Source organism: Microvirga arvi (assembly GCF_016892765.1).
In the GTDB taxonomy this organism is placed as follows: Bacteria; Pseudomonadota; Alphaproteobacteria; order Rhizobiales; family Beijerinckiaceae; genus Microvirga; species Microvirga arvi.
On record NZ_JAFEMD010000016.1, the window covers coordinates 59,236 to 76,924 of the forward strand.

At 65.5% G+C, this 17,689-nt stretch carries 17 protein-coding genes and 1 tRNA gene; 12 read left to right on the forward strand and 6 right to left on the reverse strand.

Annotated elements, in window-relative coordinates; genetic code table 11:
• Positions 1-27: 27 nt before the first annotated feature.
• On the forward strand, positions 28-912 hold the full coding sequence (locus ILT44_RS12105) for an HpcH/HpaI aldolase/citrate lyase family protein (RefSeq protein WP_204239838.1): 885 nt from the start codon (positions 28-30) through the stop codon (positions 910-912).
• Positions 913-1,148: 236 nt separating this feature from the next.
• On the opposite strand, the gene ILT44_RS12110 is transcribed toward ILT44_RS12105, so the two are convergent.
• The 4 genes from ILT44_RS12110 to ILT44_RS12125 are packed head-to-tail and all read right to left on the reverse strand — an operon-like array spanning position 1,149 to position 3,560.
• Positions 1,149-1,370, reverse strand: coding sequence for a Trm112 family protein (locus ILT44_RS12110; RefSeq protein WP_204239894.1), 222 nt, complete (start codon positions 1,368-1,370; stop codon positions 1,149-1,151).
• A 14-nt stretch (positions 1,371-1,384) separates the two neighbouring features.
• Entirely contained in the window at positions 1,385-2,056 is a 672-nt protein-coding gene (locus ILT44_RS12115; RefSeq protein ID WP_239468141.1) for an LON peptidase substrate-binding domain-containing protein, read from the reverse strand.
• Between the two features lie 27 nt (positions 2,057-2,083).
• Positions 2,084-2,980 (reverse strand): thioredoxin, encoded by an 897-nt coding sequence (gene trxA / locus ILT44_RS12120; RefSeq protein WP_204239840.1) that lies wholly within the window; start codon positions 2,978-2,980, stop codon positions 2,084-2,086.
• A 52-nt stretch (positions 2,981-3,032) separates the two neighbouring features.
• Positions 3,033-3,560: a prolyl-tRNA synthetase associated domain-containing protein gene (locus tag ILT44_RS12125; protein ID WP_204239841.1), complete on the reverse strand. Its 528-nt coding sequence runs from the start codon at positions 3,558-3,560 to the stop codon at positions 3,033-3,035.
• A gap of 284 nt (positions 3,561-3,844) precedes the next feature.
• Here ILT44_RS12125 and ILT44_RS12130 point away from each other — a divergent pair.
• Together ILT44_RS12130 and ILT44_RS12135 are read left to right on the forward strand one after the other, a co-directional pair.
• Positions 3,845-3,919: transfer RNA gene (locus ILT44_RS12130), tRNA-Gly, on the forward strand.
• A gap of 145 nt (positions 3,920-4,064) precedes the next feature.
• Entirely contained in the window at positions 4,065-6,458 is a 2,394-nt protein-coding gene (locus tag ILT44_RS12135) for a thiamine pyrophosphate-binding protein (RefSeq protein ID WP_204239842.1), read from the forward strand.
• Between the two features lie 81 nt (positions 6,459-6,539).
• On the opposite strand, the gene ILT44_RS12140 is transcribed toward ILT44_RS12135, so the two are convergent.
• A complete protein-coding gene (locus ILT44_RS12140) occupies positions 6,540-7,166 on the reverse strand; it encodes a LysE family translocator (protein WP_204239843.1) in 627 nt (208 codons plus the stop codon).
• A gap of 180 nt (positions 7,167-7,346) precedes the next feature.
• On the opposite strand from ILT44_RS12140, the gene ILT44_RS12145 reads away from it, so the two are divergent.
• Entirely contained in the window at positions 7,347-9,128 is a 1,782-nt protein-coding gene (locus ILT44_RS12145; protein ID WP_204239844.1) for an ABC transporter ATP-binding protein, read from the forward strand.
• 151 nt (positions 9,129-9,279) lie between these two features.
• On the opposite strand, the gene ILT44_RS12150 is transcribed toward ILT44_RS12145, so the two are convergent.
• A complete protein-coding gene (locus ILT44_RS12150) occupies positions 9,280-10,002 on the reverse strand; it encodes a fused DSP-PTPase phosphatase/NAD kinase-like protein (protein WP_204239845.1) in 723 nt (240 codons plus the stop codon).
• A 309-nt stretch (positions 10,003-10,311) separates the two neighbouring features.
• On the opposite strand from ILT44_RS12150, the gene ILT44_RS12155 reads away from it, so the two are divergent.
• The 8 genes from ILT44_RS12155 to ILT44_RS12190 all read left to right on the forward strand — a co-directional run bounded on the left by ILT44_RS12155 (position 10,312) and on the right by ILT44_RS12190 (position 17,682).
• Positions 10,312-10,593 carry an acyl carrier protein gene (locus ILT44_RS12155; RefSeq protein ID WP_201862010.1) on the forward strand — a complete coding sequence of 94 codons (282 nt, stop codon included), beginning with the start codon at positions 10,312-10,314 and terminating at the stop codon, positions 10,591-10,593.
• Between the two features lie 208 nt (positions 10,594-10,801).
• Positions 10,802-11,263 (forward strand): 3-hydroxyacyl-ACP dehydratase FabZ family protein, encoded by a 462-nt coding sequence (locus ILT44_RS12160; RefSeq protein ID WP_204239846.1) that lies wholly within the window; start codon positions 10,802-10,804, stop codon positions 11,261-11,263.
• A complete protein-coding gene (locus ILT44_RS12165) occupies positions 11,263-12,387 on the forward strand; it encodes a beta-ketoacyl-ACP synthase (RefSeq protein ID WP_204239847.1) in 1,125 nt (374 codons plus the stop codon). The genes ILT44_RS12160 and ILT44_RS12165 overlap by 1 nt, the downstream gene beginning before the upstream one ends.
• 10 nt (positions 12,388-12,397) lie before the next feature.
• The gene (locus ILT44_RS12170; protein WP_204239848.1) at positions 12,398-13,678 is read left to right on the forward strand and encodes a beta-ketoacyl-ACP synthase; all 1,281 of its coding nucleotides are present in this window, start codon (positions 12,398-12,400) and stop codon (positions 13,676-13,678) included.
• A gap of 2 nt (positions 13,679-13,680) precedes the next feature.
• Positions 13,681-14,427 (forward strand): SDR family NAD(P)-dependent oxidoreductase, encoded by a 747-nt coding sequence (locus tag ILT44_RS12175; protein WP_204239849.1) that lies wholly within the window; start codon positions 13,681-13,683, stop codon positions 14,425-14,427.
• A gap of 299 nt (positions 14,428-14,726) precedes the next feature.
• A complete protein-coding gene (locus ILT44_RS12180) occupies positions 14,727-15,749 on the forward strand; it encodes a zinc-binding dehydrogenase (RefSeq protein ID WP_204239850.1) in 1,023 nt (340 codons plus the stop codon).
• Between the two features lie 219 nt (positions 15,750-15,968).
• Positions 15,969-16,916 (forward strand): lipid A biosynthesis lauroyl acyltransferase, encoded by a 948-nt coding sequence (locus ILT44_RS12185; protein ID WP_204239851.1) that lies wholly within the window; start codon positions 15,969-15,971, stop codon positions 16,914-16,916.
• Positions 16,917-16,944: 28 nt separating this feature from the next.
• Positions 16,945-17,682 carry a DUF1223 domain-containing protein gene (locus ILT44_RS12190; RefSeq protein WP_204239852.1) on the forward strand — a complete coding sequence of 246 codons (738 nt, stop codon included), beginning with the start codon at positions 16,945-16,947 and terminating at the stop codon, positions 17,680-17,682.
• Positions 17,683-17,689: the final 7 nt, after the last annotated feature.

Sequence of the window (17,689 nt, forward strand, 5' to 3'; positions counted from 1 at the left end):
ACCGTTTCACATCTCGAGGAAGACGCCATGACACCCATCCGCCCGCGCCGCAGCGCGCTCTACATGCCGGGCTCCAATGCTAGAGCCATCGAGAAGGCGAAGAATCTTGCCGCGGACGTGGTGATCTTCGACCTCGAGGATGCGGTGGCGCCTGATGCGAAGGTCACTGCGCGCGAACAGGTCTGTGCGGCGGTGCAGACAGGCGGCTACGGGAAACGGGAGCTGGTGATCCGCATCAACGCCCTCGAGACGTCCTGGGGCGAGGCGGATCTTGCGGCCGCCGTTGTGGCGGCGCCCGACGGGATCCTCGTGCCGAAAGTCTCGTCGGCGGAAACGCTCGCGGCGGTGGGCCTGCGCCTGCGCAGGCTTGGAGCGGCGGAGCGCACCCGCATCTGGGCGATGATCGAGACGCCGCTGGCGATTCTCCATGCGGAGAACATCGCCAGCGCGGCCCGTGATGTCGACACGCGGTTGTCCTGCTTCGTCATGGGCACGAACGATCTCGCCAAGGACACCCGCACCCGCCTGCTGCCGGGACGCGCCACGATGCTCCCCTGGCTCATGACGGCGCTCGCCGCCGCACGCGCGCACGGCATCGACATTCTCGACGGGGTCTACAACAGCCTGTCCGATGCGGAGGGCTTTCGTGCCGAGTGCGGGCAGGGCCGCGATTGCGGCTTCGACGGCAAGACGCTGATCCACCCGGATCAGATCGCTGCAGCGAATGACATCTTCGCGCCGTCACAGGAGGAGGTGGAAAGCGCTCGCGCCATCGTGTCCGCCTTCGAGCAGCCGGAGAACGCGGGGAAGGGGGCGATCAATCTCAACGGCCGCATGGTCGAGCGGCTTCATGCTGAGATGGCGAGGCGCGTGCTCGCGCTGGCGGAGGCAATTGCGGAACAAGTGCCGTGAGCGTCATCCCGAACGGCGTGGGCCGAGCCGGGATCGCTGGATAAGTGTGGCTCCCTTCACCTCTCCCGGTGGGAGAGGTCGCGCCGGAGGCGCGGGTGAGGGGTCACAAGTCTATCCGGAGAGGACACTAACCCCTCACCCCAACCCTCTCCCTCAGGGAGAGGGAGCTTAGAGCCATATCCTGCACGCGATCCCGGATCGGCTGTCGCCGTCCGGGATGACGCTGAGAGAAAGCTTCAATCCGCCAATTGTCTTGCCTCTTCCGGCAGCATGATCGGGATGCCGTCGCGGATCGGGTAGGCGAGCTTGGCGCGGCGGCTGATCAGCTCCTGCCGGGCGGCGTCATATTCCAGGGTTTCCTTGGTGAGCGGGCAGACGAGAAGCTCGAGGAGCTTGGGGTCGATCCGCGTCGCCTCGACAGGCTGAGGCGTGTCCGCTTGAGGGGTATCCGGCACCATGGGCATGATCTGTCCTATTGCATGGTCGAGTCGGAGCCGGCGCCGCTGCGGGCGAGCTCGATCTCGGTGAGCGCGATGAGAACCTCCGCCCGCGTCTTGAGATTGGGCGCTTCGAGCAGCGCCTGCTTCTCGCGGACGTCGAAGGGGCTCATCATGCACAGAGCGTTCACGAGGGCCTCGTTGGGCGCCTCCTCGATCCCGCGCCAATCGACCTTCACATGCACCGCCTCGACGAAGTCGCGCAAGGCCTTCACCACGCCTTCCCGATCGACGTCGTTCTCGCCGGCGCGGGCCGTGAAGTCGGACCTGAAGGGCTCGAAGGTCACGCGGCAGCGGCGAAAGAGATCGATCGGCGGCAGCTCCTCCTCGATGCGGAAGCGCGCGATGCCGATGAGGGTGATGAGGTACCGGCCGTCGCCGGTCTCGGCGAGCTGCGTGATGCGGCCGGCGCAGCCGACCCGGTAGAGCTTGGGAACGGTTGCGTGCGAATCGTTGTCCGCATCGGGCTGCACCATGCCGATGATGCGGCTGCCTTTGAGCGCCTCATCGACCATCGCCAGATAGCGCGGCTCGAAGATGTTGAGGGGCATCTGCCCGCGCGGCAGGAGAAGCGCGCCGGGAAGGGGAAAGACGGGGATGACCGACGGGCAATCCTCGGGCCCTCGGTATGCCGCGTTCATTCCCATTCCGATCTCCCAAACCGTTATGCGGCGTCAAGCGAACAGGAGCGAGGAGAGCCTGCGCCGTCCTGCCAGGGTCATCTCGTCCATCGGACCCCAGGCTTCGAAGAACTGGACAAGCTGCTTGCGCGCGCCGTCATCGTTCCAATTGCGGTCGCGGCGGACGATTTCAAGGAGGTGGTTGACCGCTTCTTCCCGCCGCCCGCGGGCGTTCAGGCCGATGGCGAGATCGAAGCGCGCCTGATGGTCCGCGGCATCGGCTTCGACCCGGCGCTGGAGGTCGGCGAGATCGCCCAGGGAGCCTGCCTGTTCGGCGAGTTCGATCGCCGCACGGGCGCCGGCGAGGGCGGGATCGCCCGCCTTGGCCTCCGGGGCCATGGCGAGGAAGCGCCTGGCGCCTTCGAGATCGCCCACCTCCACATGCAGCTTCACGAGGGCGGCGAGCGCCGTGACGTTCTCCGGATCCTGCGACAGCACGGCGGCATAGAGTTCGGCCGCTCCGCCCATGTCGCCGGCAGCGGCCAGCTGGTCGGCCTCGGCGAGGATCTCCTCCGCCGCGCCGGGGCCGAGCGGGCCCACGAGGCGCTCGATGAAACCCTTGATCTGGCTTTCCGGCAGGGCGCCCATGAAGCCGTCCACCGGCTGGCCGCGCTGGAAGGCGAAGACGGCGGGAATGGACTGCACGCCGAGCTGGCCCGCGATCTGCGGATGCTCGTCGATGTTCATCTTGACGAGCTTCACCTTGCCGCCGGCGGCCCGCACGACCTTTTCCAGGATCGGGGTGAGCTGCTTGCAGGGGCCGCACCAGGGCGCCCAGAAATCCACGAGCACCGGCTGCTGCATCGACTCGGTCAGCACGTCCTGGCGGAAGGTCGCAGTGGTGGTGTCCTTGACGAGATCGTCGGAGGGGGCGGGGTTATCGGACAGCATGCGATCCTCGAAGGCTGGGGACGTGAGAAGAGGCTGTTCCCTAGATGGGAGCTTAAGCGTTGTCTGGCAATTCCGCCGGCGGCTCCGGCAGGGTTAAGATCAGCGGGTCATGGCCCGTGGCGCGCAGGAACGCGACCAGATCCTCCCGCGACACGCCGGTGGTCATGGAATTGACCAGCGGGTGAAAGTTCACCCGCTCGTGCTCCATGAGGTTGGCGTCGAGCACCATCGTGACCTTGCCGTCCGTGTCGTTCACCACCGCGAAGGCCGTGACCGAGCCGGGCTCGACCCCGAGCAGGGCGCGCATCTGCTCGGCGGAGCCGAAGGACAGGCGGCCCGAGGCGCCGATGGCCTCGTGGGTGCGCTTGAGGTCGATGGCCGTGTCGTGCTTGGCGGAGATGAGAAAGAACCGGCCCTTCTTGTCCTTCACGAACAGGTTCTTGGTATGGGCTCCCGGCACCTGCTCCTTGACGGATTTCGATTCGGCGACCGTGAAGACGGGCTCGTGCTCCACGGTCTCGGCCTTGATGCCGAGCGCGGACAGGCGATCCAGGAATTCCTGCGGGGACAGATGGGCCACGGCAATCCTCCAAAAACCTGCCAGGCTTCTAGAGCATCGGCCCCAAAAGTGGAAACCACTTTTGGGATCAATCCGATGCTCACTTTTCGAAGCTGCGCATCGCTTTGCGCGGACCCAGAGGGCCACGCCAGTGAAAACCGGGTCCACTTTTGCGCACGATGCGCTAGCGACCGGATGAAGCAGGCTCAAGGCTCATGGCGAAAAGATCGGCATGACCCTCTTGCAAAGCGCGCCGTTTTGGGGCACATCACGGGCCTCGCAACGATGCCACGGCATCGCGGAGCGCGGGTGTAGCTCAGGGGTAGAGCACAACCTTGCCAAGGTTGGGGTCGAGGGTTCGAATCCCTTCGCCCGCTCCAATTTCTCTCGAAATCCGAGAGTCTTACGAAGGCCCGCCATCTGGCGGGCTTTTCGTTTTTGGACTCCTCCCAGCCATACCCCAGCCTTAACCCTCGCTTCGGAAAAGCTTCGGGCTTATATCTCGGCAAAACCGGGAGGAACCCCATGGCTGACACGCGGCACCTGAGCATCTTGAAGGACCTCGAGCGCAAGGTGCTCTGGCTTTCCACCTGGACGATCCACAACGCCAATCACCTGCGTCCCAACGAGGACGGGATGAAGATCGGCGGGCACCAGGCCTCCTCCGCCTCCCTTTCCACCATTCTGACGGCGCTCTACTTCTCGGTCCTGCGCCCGGAGGACCGGGTGGCCGTCAAGCCCCATGCCAGCCCGATCTACCACGCGATCCAGTATCTCTTCGGCCGCCAGACCCGCGAGAAGCTGGAGAACTTTAGGGGCTACAGGGGCGCGCAATCCTACCCCTCCCGCACCAAGGACATCGACGATGTCGACTTCTCCACCGGCTCGGTCGGCCTAGGCGTCGCGCAGACGCTCTTCGCCAGTCTCGTGCAGGATTACGTGAAGGCCCATGGCTGGGCGAAGGACATGCCTGAGGGCCGCATGATCTCGCTGGTGGGCGATGCGGAGATGGACGAGGGCAACATCTTCGAGGCCCTGCTCGAGGGCTGGAAGCACGGCATCCGCAACACCTGGTGGATCATCGACTACAACCGCCAGAGCCTCGACGCGGTGATCCGCGAGGGCCTGTGGCAGCGCTTCGAGGCGCTGTTCCGCAATTTCGGCTGGGACGTGGTGGTCCTGAAGCACGGCTCGCTGATGCAGGAGGCCTTCAGGGAGCCCGGCGGAGACCGCCTGCGGGACTGGATCGATTCCTGCCCCAACCAGCTCTATTCCGCGCTGACATACCAGGGCGGTGCCGCCTGGAGGAAGCGTCTTCTCGACGATCTCGGCGACCAGGGGCCGGTGACGCGGCTGATCGAGAGGCGCTCGGACGAGGAGCTGGCGCAACTCATGTCGAATCTCGGCGGTCATGATCTGCCGAGTTTGCTCGACGCTTTCGAGAAGGCGCGGCAGCACGACCGGCCGGTCTGCTTCCTCGCCTATACCATCAAGGGTTTCGGCCTGCCGCTCGCCGGCCACAAGGACAACCATTCCGGCATGCTGACGCCCTCCCAGATGGAGGCTTGGCGCGCAACACAAGGGGTGCGCCCCGGCCACGAATGGGACAAGTTCGAGGGCCTGAAGATTCCGCAGGCGGAAATCGAGCGCTTCCTGAGCGAAGTGCCGTTCATCCAGAAGGGCACGCGGCGCTACACCGCGTCCCAGGTGCCGGTCCCGGAAAAACTCGCGTTTCCGGCCAATCCGGCCATGTCGACCCAGCAGGGCTTCGGCTTCATCCTTAACGAGCTCGCCCGCTCCGATCAGGCGCTCGCCGCGCGCATCGTCACCACGGCGCCCGACGTGACGGTCTCGACCAATCTCGGCGCCTGGGTGAACCGGCGCGGGCTCTACGCCCGCGAGAGCCTCGTCGACACCTTCAAGAAGGAGCGGATACCCTCGACCTACAACTGGGAGTTCTCGCCGTCGGGCCAGCATATCGAGCTCGGCATCGCCGAGATGAACTTATTTATCGTGCTCTCGGCACTTGGGCTTTCGCACTCCCTCTTCGGCGAGCGGATCCTACCCATCGGCACCCTCTACGACCCGTTCATCTATCGCGGCGCCGATGCGCTCAACTACGCTTGCTACCAAGACGCCCGCTTCATGATCGTCGCTACGCCCTCGGGCGTGACGCTGGCGCCGGAAGGCGGGGCGCATCAATCCATCGGCACGCCGCTGGTCGGCATGGCCCAGGACGGCTTGGCCTCCTTCGAGCCGGCCTTCGTCGACGAACTTGCCGTGATCATGCGCTGGGCCTTCGACTACATGCAGCGCGAGGGCGGCGAGCCCGACGAGAAGACCTGGCTGCGCGACGAGACCGGCGGCTCGGTCTATCTGCGCCTGTCCACCCGCAGCCTCGAACAGCCGCAGCGTGAGATGTCGCCGGACTTGGCCTCCGACATCATGGCCGGCGCCTATTGGCTCAGGAAGCCCGGACCGAATGCGCAGGTGGTCGTCGCCTATACCGGCGCGGTGGCGCCGGAGGCTATTCAAGCGGTGGGCCTCATGGCCGAGGACCGGCGCGACATCGGGCTCTTGGCCATCACCTCCGCCGACCGGCTCAATGCCGGCTGGACGGCGGCGCAGCGGGCCCGGGAGCGCGGCCTCGTCCATGCAAGGTCCCATGTGGAGCGCCTATTCGCCGACGTGCCGCCCCATTGCGGACTGATCACGGTGATCGACGGCCATCCAGCGACGCTTGCCTGGATGGGCTCGGTCATGGGCCACCGCACCCGTTCGCTCGGGGTGGAGCATTTCGGGCAGACCGGCACGGTCAAGGACCTCTACCGCCATTTCGGCATCGATGCCCAGGGCATCATCGCTGCCGCCGAGATGATCGCTCCCGGCCGTCCGATCCGGCATTTGAAGGCGGTGTGAGGATCTCTGTCTGAGCTGCCGTCCGATAAAACTCCCACCTCCTCAGGATGAGGGCTCAGGATCAGCTTTTGAATGGGTCGCTCAGGCCTGCCCCGCTCGCAATGCCACCGTGGCGACGCCCGCGCCGATCAGGAGGCTGCCGCCGGTTCTGTTGATCACGCGCATGGTCCGCGGGTTCTGCACCACGCTGCGTGCCCGTGAGGCGATGAGGGCGTAGGTGAAGGCATTCACGAAGGCGAGAGTGAGAAAGGTGGCGCCGAACACGCCAACCTGCGGCAGGAGAGGCAGGTTCGGATCGATGAACTGCGGCAGGAAGGCCACGAAGAAGGTCAGGCCCTTCGGGTTGAGCGCGGTGACCAGCCAGGCATGGCCCAGCATCTTGAGGGATGAAGCCGCATCGTTCCGCGGCTTGGCGTCGAGGGTGCCGCCGGCCCGCCACAGCCTGATGCCGAGCCAGACGAGATAGGCGGCGCCCAGCCATTTGATGATCGTAAACAGCGTGGCCGATGCGGCGAGCAGGGCGCCAAGACCGAGCAGCGACAGGGTCATGGCCGTGAAGTCGCCGAGAGCCACGCCGACAGCCATGGGCAGGGCCGTGCGCCACCCTTGGCCCAGAGCATAGGAAACGACCAGCAGGATCGTCGGGCCCGGTATGATGATCAGGACGGCGGAGGCCGCGGCAAAGGCGAGCCAGGTCTCGAATGTCATTTCCGCTTTTCCCCTCGATGGCTTGGCCATGCAGCCACAGACGGAGAGCCTTGTCGAGGGCAGCCGACGCTGCCTATCAAGCGGCAAACTAGCGCTGAGGCCCTGTAAGTATTTCGAAAGATTTGCGGCTGGATGGTTCACATGCTAACCGCGGGCCTTCGGCAAAAGAGTTCGAGAACCATGGCCCGCAAGAGCCTCCTGAGAGGCGACACCCTTCCCCTGATCAGACGCCTGTGGCGGGACTGGATGCGCCCGCACCGCAGGACGCTGGCCCTGGTGCTGCTGCTGGTGGCTCTCGTCTCCGGCGCGACCGGCCTCTATCCGATTCTGATCAAGGCCGCCTTCGATGCCTTCGATGCCAAGGACGCCCAGGCCATCATGCTGGCCCCGCTCTTCGTGATCGTCGTGACCTCCGTGAAGGGCTTCTCGCTGCTCGCTCTCACGATCCTCACCAACAAGGTGGTGACGCGCATCGAGGCCGACATGCAGACGGCCCTCTACGGCCATATGATCGAGGCCGATCTCGCCCAGATCGGGCGCGAGAGCCCGGCGGCGCTCACCCAGCGCTTCACGACGGACTTCGCCTTCATCCGGGAGGCGCTCACCCGCCTCTCGACGGTGTTCCTGCGCGAGGTCACCACGATCATCGCCCTGGTCGCGGCCATGCTCTGGATCGACCCGGTCCTGACCCTCGTGGCCACCCTCGTCGCGCCCTTCTTCGCCTATCCGGTGGAGAAGATCGGACGGAGCTTGCGCCGGGTGGCGGCTTCGACCCAGGAGCAGACCGGCGCAATGGCAAGCCTCATCACGGAGAGCTTGGCCGGCACCCGCATCGCCAAGACCTACGGGCTCGAGCGCTACCTGAAATCCAAGGCTGCCAAGACCTTCGACGACGTGCGCGATCTCAAGATGAAGGCGGCCAATGCCCGCGGGCGGATGGACCCGATCCTCGAGACCGGCGGTGGCGTCGCGGTGGCCGTCGTCCTGATCCTGATCGGCCAGCGCATCCTTTCCGGTGAGAGCACGGTGGGCGATTTCACCGGCTTCGTCAGCGCCCTCGTCATGGCCGCGCAGCCGATCCGGGCGCTGGGCAATCTCAATGCCATCGTCCAGGAGGCAGCGTCTGCTCTGCAGCGCACCTTCGACGTGATGGACGAAACACCCCGGATCCAGGACAAGCCGGGGGCCAAGCCGCTGCAATTGGCTGGCGGCGAGATCCGGTTTTCCAATCTGTCCTTCTCCTATGACGGAGAGGCGGCGGCGCTCAACCACGTCGATCTGGTCGCCGAGGCGGGACAGACGACGGCCCTGGTGGGGCGCTCAGGCTCGGGCAAGTCGACCCTCCTCTCCCTCGTGCCGCGCCTCTACGACGTGACAAACGGAGCCGTCCTGATCGACGGGCAGGATCTGCGCGACGTCTCCCTGGCCAGCCTGCGCCGGGCCATCGCCGTGGTGAGCCAGGACGTGATCCTCTTCGACGATACGGTGCGGGCCAACATCGCCTTCGGGCGGGCGGACGCCTCCGCCGACGAGATCGTCGAGGCCGCCAAGGCAGCCGCCGCCTATGACTTCATCATGCGGCTGCCCGAGGGCTACGACACGGTGGTCGGCCCGGGCGGCGGTCGGCTGTCTGGCGGCGAGCGCCAGCGCATTTCGCTGGCTCGCGCCTTCCTGAAGGATGCGCCGATCCTGCTTCTGGACGAGGCGACGAGCGCCCTCGATTCCGAGTCGGAACGGCTGGTGCAGGATGCCATCCGCAAGCTCATGAAGGGCCGGACCACCCTCGTGATCGCCCACCGCCTCTCGACCGTCCGCAATGCGGAGAAGATCGTGGTGATGGAGAGCGGGCGCGTCGTGGAAACCGGGTCGCACGAGGCGCTGATCGCTAAGATGGGAACCTATGCCCGCCTGCATCGCCTGCAGCTCTCCGATGACAGCGAGACCAGCCTGGCGGCGTCCTAGCACTTCTGCACATTAGGAAGAACCTTCAACCCTGAGAGGTCGCGCAGCGACCGTCTCGAAGGGGGCAATGCTCTCCGGATCCTCGTTCGAGACGCAGACCGCGTCTGCTTCTCAGGATAGGGATAAGGAGACCGGAGTTGCCGCGATCGGCCTATTCCCGCCGCATGATCTTGTCGACGAGAAGATTGGACCAGAAGCCGGGGCGGAAGTTCCGTTCCAGGGCCTCCGAATTGTATTGGGTTTCGATCCAGGTGAGGAACGGAATGCCCTTGGCCTCGCCTTCGCGGCGGTAGAGATCGAAGAACTCATCCAAGATGCCGGTCTTCGAGAATCGGAAGTGGCCGAAGCGCATGGACAATTGCTGCTGCGCCTCGTCAATGGACTTGCCCTCGTAGACGATCAGGTAGAGTGCGGCCACGAAACCGGCCCGGTCCGCCCCCGACTTGCAGTGCAGGACCGCCGGATACTCGATCGTGTCGAAGAATTCTTTTGCCGAGAGCAGGGTTTCCCGATCCGGGGCGCCGCGCGAGCGCACCACGAATTCCACCAGATTCATGCCGAGCCGCTCGCAGGCCTCCTTCTGGAGCTGCCACGAACCATGCTCCCGGCCCCCACGCAGGTTGATGATGGTCCGGATCCCCTCGCTTTTAAGGGCGACAATCTGGTGGGGGGCCGGCTGGGCCGAGCGCCAGAGCCGATCGGTGACTTGGTGCTTGTTCAGGTAGAAGAGGCGGAAAAGGCCGTGATCGGCCACGAGCATATGGGCCCAGGCGCGCAGACGCCCGTTCAGCCCCTCGACGGGTCTGTCCCAGCGGGCGATCCGGGCCATGCGGCGGGCATAGCGGATTTCAGGCTTGAGGAACCTGTTGAGCACGTCGATCCAGCAATCTGTCCTGGTGTAAGACCATTCGGTTTGAGGCCGAAGGCGGCCCTTATCGGCGATGGAGGCCGATTAATCAATCGTTTGCTGCCTCAAGCCAATGCCGCAGGTGACGTTCCCTTATTTCCGTTAAGGCAAATCCGGCCGGATGCAACCAATCGGTTGCCGGTCTGCCCCCTGTCGTGTAAGGGGTGCGTTTCGAGACAACCTTCCTCGACGCAAAGAGCGTATGGACACCGGATCTTTCCGAGCTTGCCGGCGCCGTATCGTTGAGATCAACACGCATTTCAGGAGAGCGGCGTCATGGCGTCCACCTTCGAGACCGTCGCCGGCATCATTTCAGAGACCGCCGATATTCCGCGCGAGCAGATCACGCCCGAGAGCCACGCCATCGAGGATCTGGGCATCGACTCGCTCGCCTTCCTCGATATCGCCTTCGCCATCGACAAGGCTTTCGGCATCAAGCTGCCGCTGGAGCAGTGGACCCAGGAAGTGAACGAGGGCAAGGCGCCGGCCGAGGAATATTTCGTCCTGAAGAACCTCGTGGCGCGCATCGACGCGCTGGTCGCCGCCAAGCAGGCCTGATTGAACAAGACGCTTACCCCGGCCGGCGGTCCTTAGGGAACCTATCGAATTATCGGTCGGGAATGATAAGGCGCGACGCAACTCTCCTCCCCCTGTGGGGAGGAGTTGGAGGTGGGGGTGCTGGCGCCAGACCTTTGTAGGCCATCGCTCACACCCCCACCCCTAGCCCCTCCCCACAAGGGGGAGGGGAAATCCGGTGTTTCGATAAATGCGCCTCGAATATTTTGAAATGATCGATCAGGTGACGGGCCTCGACCGCGAGACCAAGCAGATCGAGGTTCGGTCCATCGTCCCGCAGGAAAGCCCGGTCTTCGAAGGGCACTTTCCCGGCCACCCCCTCGTGCCCGGCGTCCTCCTGACCGAGACCATGGCCCAGGCCTCCGGCTATCTCGTGCTGGGCCTCATGGGCTTCACCCACATGCCGTTCCTGATGGCGGTCGACAAGGCCCGCTTTCGCACCTTCGTCGGACCGGGTACGGTGCTCACGGTCACGGCGCAGCTGGAGCATGAAGGCTCAGGCTATGCGGTGACCAAGGCCAAGATCATGGCCGAGGGCAAGCCGATCTGCGATGCCGAGCTGCGCTTCCGGATCATGCCCTTCCCGGAAGGCATGGACGGCCAGATGCGCGCTCAGGCCAAGCGCATCGGCCTTCTGGAGGAGACGGTTTGATGCGGGATGTCGTCATTACAGGCATTGGCCTCGTCTCCTGCGCCGGAGAGGGGCTGGAGACGCATCTGACTGCGCTCGCCGGCGGCGGCCTGCCGAACACGGATGCGGCCACCTTCGAGCCCTTCCCGGTTCACCCGGCGGCTCCGCTGGAATGGGACCGGCAGATCCCGAAGAAATCCGACCAGCGGCAGATGGAGCCCTGGCAGAAGCTCGGCTGCTACGCAGCCGGCCTCGCTCTCGATGCCGCGGGCGCCAAGGACGATGCGGCCCTGAAGAGCCGCATGCAGCTCATCGTCTCGGCTGGGGGCGGCGAGCGCGACTACGGGGTCGACGGCCAGATCCTCACCGGACTGCGCCAGGCGGACAACCCCGGCGTCTTCCTCAACGAGCGCCTCATGGGCGACCTGCGCCCGACGCTCTTCCTGGCGCAGCTCTCCAATCTGCTCGCCGGCAACATTTCCATCGTCCACGGCGTCACGGGCGCTTCGCGCACCTTCATGGGCGAGGAATCGAGCGGCGTCGATGCCATCCGCATCGCGCGCGAGCGCATCGCCTCCGGGCAGGACGAGATCTTCCTCGTCGGCGGCTCCTACAATGCCGAGCGGCCCGACGTGCTCCTCATCTACGAGATGGGCGGCTTCCTCTGGAAGAAGCCCTTCGCCTCCGTCTGGGAACGTCCCGCAAGCGGGGGCGGAATGATCCTCGGGTCGGGAGGATGCTTCCTGGTGCTCGAATCCCGCGAACACGCCGCCGCGCGCGGCGTGAAGCCGCTGGCCGCCATCGCGGGCGTCGCCTCCGATCGCAGCCGCCGCCAGCCCGGCAGTATCGAAGGCGCACTTCACAAATTGTCGACGCAGCTCGGGGCGAAGCCCGACGTGGTGTTCTCCGGCGCCACCGGCATCAAGGGCATCACGGACGAGGAGCAGGCCGCCCTCAAGGACATCGCGCCGGGTGCCGCCGTTCATGCGACCGGCGATCTCGTCGGCCATACGATGGAAGCGCAGGCGCCCACGGGCGTGGCTCTGGCGGCCGGCCTGATTGCGCAGGGCGATGTGAGCGAGGCTCTCGTCACCTCCGTCGGTCACTGGCGCGGCGAAGGCGCCATCCGGCTCATCAAGGCTTGAGGAGAAGACCATGGCGCTTCGCGACACGAAAGGCCGCCCGCTCGTCGCCGTCACCGGCATGGGCGTGGTCACGTCCCTCGGCCAGGGCAAGAACGACACCTGGGCTGCGCTTACGGCGGGGAAATCCGGCATTCACCGCATCGAGCGCTTCCCCACGGAGGGCCTGCGCACCACGATCGCCGGCACCATCGACTCGGTCGATGTGGAGCCGTTCTGCGCGCCCATGCTCTCCGAGCGGCTCGCCCTGCTGGCCGCGGAGGAAGCGGTCGGACAATCGGGGCTGTCTTCGAGCGATTTTCCCGGCGCGCTGTTCATCGCCGTGCCGCCCGTCGAGATGGAATGGCCGCAGCGCGAGGCGCTGGCTCAAGCCTCGGACCAGACCGGAGAGGTCACGTACAAGGATCTTCTGAAGGCGGCGGGCACGGGCCGCTTCAAGCCCTGGCATGATCTCTTCATCTTCGGCACCGTGGCCGACCGGGTCGCCGACCGCTTCGGCACCAAGGGCTCGCCGATCTCGCTTTCAACCGCCTGCTCGTCCGGCGCCACCGCGATTCAACTCGGGGTCGAGGCGATCCGCCGCGGCGAGACCGATACGGCGCTCTGCATCGGCACCGACGGCTCGGTCAATCCGGAATCACTGATCCGCTTCTCCCTGCTCTCGGCGCTCTCGACCCAGAACGAGAACCCGGAAGGCGCCTCGAAACCCTTCTCGAAGAACCGCGACGGCTTCGTCATGGGCGAGGGCGGCGCGGCCCTGGTGCTGGAGAATGCGGAGAGCGCCAAGGCGCGGGGCGCCACGATCCTCGGCTACGTGCTCGGCTGCGGCGAGAAGGGCGACGGCTTCCACCGCACCCGGTCGTCGCCGGACGGCATGCCGGCCATTACGGCGATCCGCCAGGCGCTGGAGGATGCTGGCGTTATCCCTGAAGACATCGACACCATCAACGCCCATGGCACCTCGACGCCGGAGAACGACAAGATGGAGGCCATGAGCTGCACCGTCGTGTTCGGCGAGCGCATGGCCAACGTTCCGATTTCCTCGAACAAGTCGATGATCGGTCATACGCTGACCGCTGCCGGCGCGGTCGAGGCCGTGATGTCGCTCATGACCATCGGCACCGGCCGCATCCCGCCGACCATCAACTATCAGGTTCCCGATCCGGCGATCCCGCTCGACGTGGTGCCGAACGTGGCGCGCGATCGACAAGTGAGCTACGTGCTCTCCAACTCCTTCGGCTTCGGCGGCCAGAACACCTGCCTCGTCTTCGGGGCCGAGCCGAAAGGGGCTTGATCATGACCAGGGTCCTGGTGACAGGCGGCGGCAAAGGCGTGGGCGCCGCCATCGTGCGGGCGCTCGTGACTGCCGGCCACGATGTCGACTTCACCTATCGCTCCTCGGGAGACGCTGCGAAGGCGCTTAGCCAGGAGCTGATGCAAGCGAACCCTGACCGCACCATCAGGGCGCACGAGGTCGATCTCGCCGACAAGGCGGCGCTCGAGGCCTTCTGCGAGACCATCGAAGGCGAGAGCTTTTTCGGGCTCGTGCACAATGCCGGCCAGCCCTATGATGCGCTCGCCGCCATGATGCAGCAGGACAAGGCAGAAGCCGCTATGCAGGTGAACTTCTGGTCGTTCGCCCGCATCGCCAAGGCGCTCATGCGCGGCATGATCCGCGCGAAAGCGGGACGCATCGTCGCCATCGGCTCGGTGGCGGCGCTCCAGGGCAATCCGGGCAATGCGGCTTACGCCGCCTCCAAGGGCGCGCTGATCTCCTATTGCCGCACGCTCTCGGTCGAGACCGCCAAGCGCGGTATCACCGTCAACGTGATCGCGCCGGGCTTCATCGACACGGACATGATGGCCCCTTACGCGGCCTATCGCGACAACATGGAAAAGCAGATCCCCGCTGGCCGCTTCGCCAAGCCTGAGGAGATCGCGGGCCTTGCTGCCTTTCTCCTGAGCGAGCCCGCCGCCTACATCACCGGCGCGGTGCTGCCCATCGACGGCGGCTTGACCTCGATGCTGGGCGTGCATCGGTAAGAGCACGGTCATCCCGGACGGCGTAAGCCGATCCGGGATCGCGTGAACCAGTCTAGCGCTTGTTAACCTCTCCCTCAGGAAGATCAGCGTCACATTCTGCACCCGATCCTGGATCGCCTGCGGCGTCCGAGATGACGGGGAGGCGGCAATAACTTGCCATCCGCTCCGCTGCCCTTTAAGCCGCCGCAAATAGTTTTCTCCCGTCATGGCCGGGCTCGTCCCGGCCATCCACGTCTTTGCCAGCGAGGCATGGATCCCCGGAACAAGTCCGGGAATGACGACGACAAGGATTTCGACCCATGCGCTCCCTTCAGTTGTTCGGCGACCGTGACCTTCGCATCACCGAGATCGACGCGCCGCCGCCGCCCGCTGCGGGCGAGGTGCAGGTGCGGGTGAAGGCGCTGGCGCTGAACTACCTCGATGTCTGGGGCTTTCGCGGCATGGCGTTCGCCAAGCGCAAGATGCCTCAGGCCGTGGGCGTCGAGGCCTCGGGCGAGATTGCGGCGGTGGGCGAGGGCGTCACGCGCTTCAAGGCGGGCGACCCCGTGACAATGTACGGCGCCGAGACCTGCGGCCATTGCGCCGCCTGCCGGAAAGGCTGGGACAATCTCTGCGAGAACGTCGCCGGCATCATGGGCTTCCATATCGACGGCTTTGCCCGCGAGCTGATCAACCGGCCGGAGCGCCTCGTGATCCCGGTGCCGCAGGGCGTCAGCTTCGAGCAGGCGGCCTGCGCGCCCATCGGCTTCGGCACCGTGCAGCACATGCTGTTCGACAACGCCAAGCTGGAGCCGGGCGAGTCGATCCTCGTCCATGCGGGCGGCTCCGGCATCGGCACGGCGGCGATCAAGATGGCGAAGGCCATCGGCTGCACGGTCTACACGACCGTGGGCGACGACGAGAAGGGCGAGAAGGCGAAGGCGCTGGGCGCCGACCACGTCGTCAATTACCGCACCGAGCGCTTCGAGGGCGAGGTGCGGCGCCTGACCAAGCGCAAGGGCGTCGACGTGGTGTTCGAGCATGTGGGTGCGGAGACCTGGAACGGCTCGCTGCTGTGCCTCAAGCGCGGCGGGCGCCTCGTCACCTGCGGCTCCACCTCGGGCGTCTCCACCACCATGAACCTGATGCAGCTCTTCCAGCAGCAATACCGGATCTTCGGCTCCTTCGGCTGCCGGATCGAGAACATCAGCCAGTCCCTGGACAAGATGGCGGGCGGCATGAGCCCCGTCATCGATGCGGCCTTCCCGCTCGACGAGTTCCAGAAGGGGTTGGAGCGCTTGGAGGGCCGGAAGGTCTTCGGCAAGGTGATCGTGACGTTCTGAGCCGGTGACGCTAGAGCATCGGACCCAAAAGTGGACTTGCACTTTTGGGATTGATCCGATGCTCTCTTCTTTGATGAGCGCATCGTGTGGACCGGAAAACCGGGTCCACTTTTCCGCACGATGCGCTAGCATAATTCGCCGCGACCATTCATCTTGACGAAACCGGTTCCCCGCGAAATGACGCGGGGACTTTTCTTTTCAGGCCAGGATCCAAAAAACGTGCAGCAGCCCCACCGCCCCCGCAGCCTCGTCTCGCGCCTGACCGAGACGGTCATGGTCGGCGTCGTGCGCGGCGTCTTCGCCCTGGCGCGGGCCTTGGGTCCCGAGCGCTCCGGCACGGTGGGAGCGGCCATCACGCGCACCTTTGGGCCACTGCTTCGCGCCCACAGGACAGCCCTCGCCAATATCCGTGAGGCCTACCCAGAGAAATGGGACGCCGAGGTGAAGGCTCTGGCGCTTGCCGCCTGGGACAATCTCGGCCGCACGGGTGCGGAATATCCTCATCTCGGGCGCCTGTTCGATTTCGATCCGGACAGCACGGTGCCCGGCCGCACCGAGGTCGACGGCATCGATCACTTCTTGAGCCTGCGCGACGACGGCAAGCCAGGCCTCATCTTCTCCGCCCACCTCGCCAACTGGGAGTTGCCCGCCATCTGCGCGGCCCGGTTCGGCCTCGACACCACGGCGGTGTTCCGGGCGCCCAACGACCCGGCCATCGCCCGCGTGCTGCACGAGATCCGCAGCGAGACCATGGGCAATCTCGAAGCCGCCCGCCAGGGCGCAGCCTTCGCCATGCAGGGAGCTCTGGAGAAGGGCGGTCATCTGGGCATGCTCATCGACCAGCATTTCACCCGCGGCGTGATCGTGACCTTCATGGGCCGCCCGGCCCTGGTGAACCCGATCCTGGGGAAATTCGCCCGCCGCTTCGACTGCCCCGTCCATGGAGTGCGCGTCATCCGCTTGCCGAACCACCGCTTCCGCCTGCAGCTTACGCCGCCCCTGGATCTCCCCCGGGATCCCGACGGGCAGATCAACGTGCAGGGCGCCATGCAGGCCATGACCTCCGTGGTGGAGGAATGGGTGCGGGAATACCCTGAGCAGTGGCTGTGGATGCATCGTCGTTGGCGGGTGCTTGCAACCGCTCAAGGTAACGTGAGTTCACCTTGATGCGGAATTCATGTTCCATGGCGGCATCATGGTAACCCGATTGAAAGCGACCCTGGCGGCTCTTGGATTGGCCGCTTCTCTGCAGCCTGCTCTGGCGGACCCTCCCCGTGCGGTGGTCGAGCTGTTCACCAGCCAGGGCTGCTCCTCCTGCCCGCCGGCGGATGAGCTTCTGGTCGAATATTCCCGCCAGCCGGACATCGTGGCCCTGTCCCTGCCGGTCAATTACTGGGATTATCTCGGCTGGAAGGACACGCTCGCGCATGTGGCCTTCACGGAGCGGCAGAAGGCCTATGCCCATTCCCGCAGCGACCGGCAGGTCTTCACGCCGCAGATGATCGTCAACGGCAAGAAATCCTCGATCGGCTCCGACCGGGCCCAGATCGAGAAGGCGATCCAGTACACCACGAAGGGCCGCCAGACCCTGCCGGTGAACGTCAGCCTCAACGAGCAGAACGGCACGATCTCGATCGCCATCGAGGAGACGCCCGAGACCACGCAGCGTGCGGCCGAGGTCTGGGTGCTGCCCGTCCTCAAGTCCCAGACGGTTCCCATCGAGCGCGGCGAGAACCGGGGCAAGACGATCACCTACGCCAATGTGGTGCGCGGCCTGAATCGGGTCGGCGAGTGGCGCGGCGGCTCCGCCCGCTTCGAGGTACCGCTCGACATGGCCCGCAACGGCGGGGATGCCTACGTGGTTCTCCTGCAGAGCACGGATGCCGCCCGGCCTGGAATCATCCTGGGTGCCGCGAAAGGTCCCGGGCTCTAAACCGGAA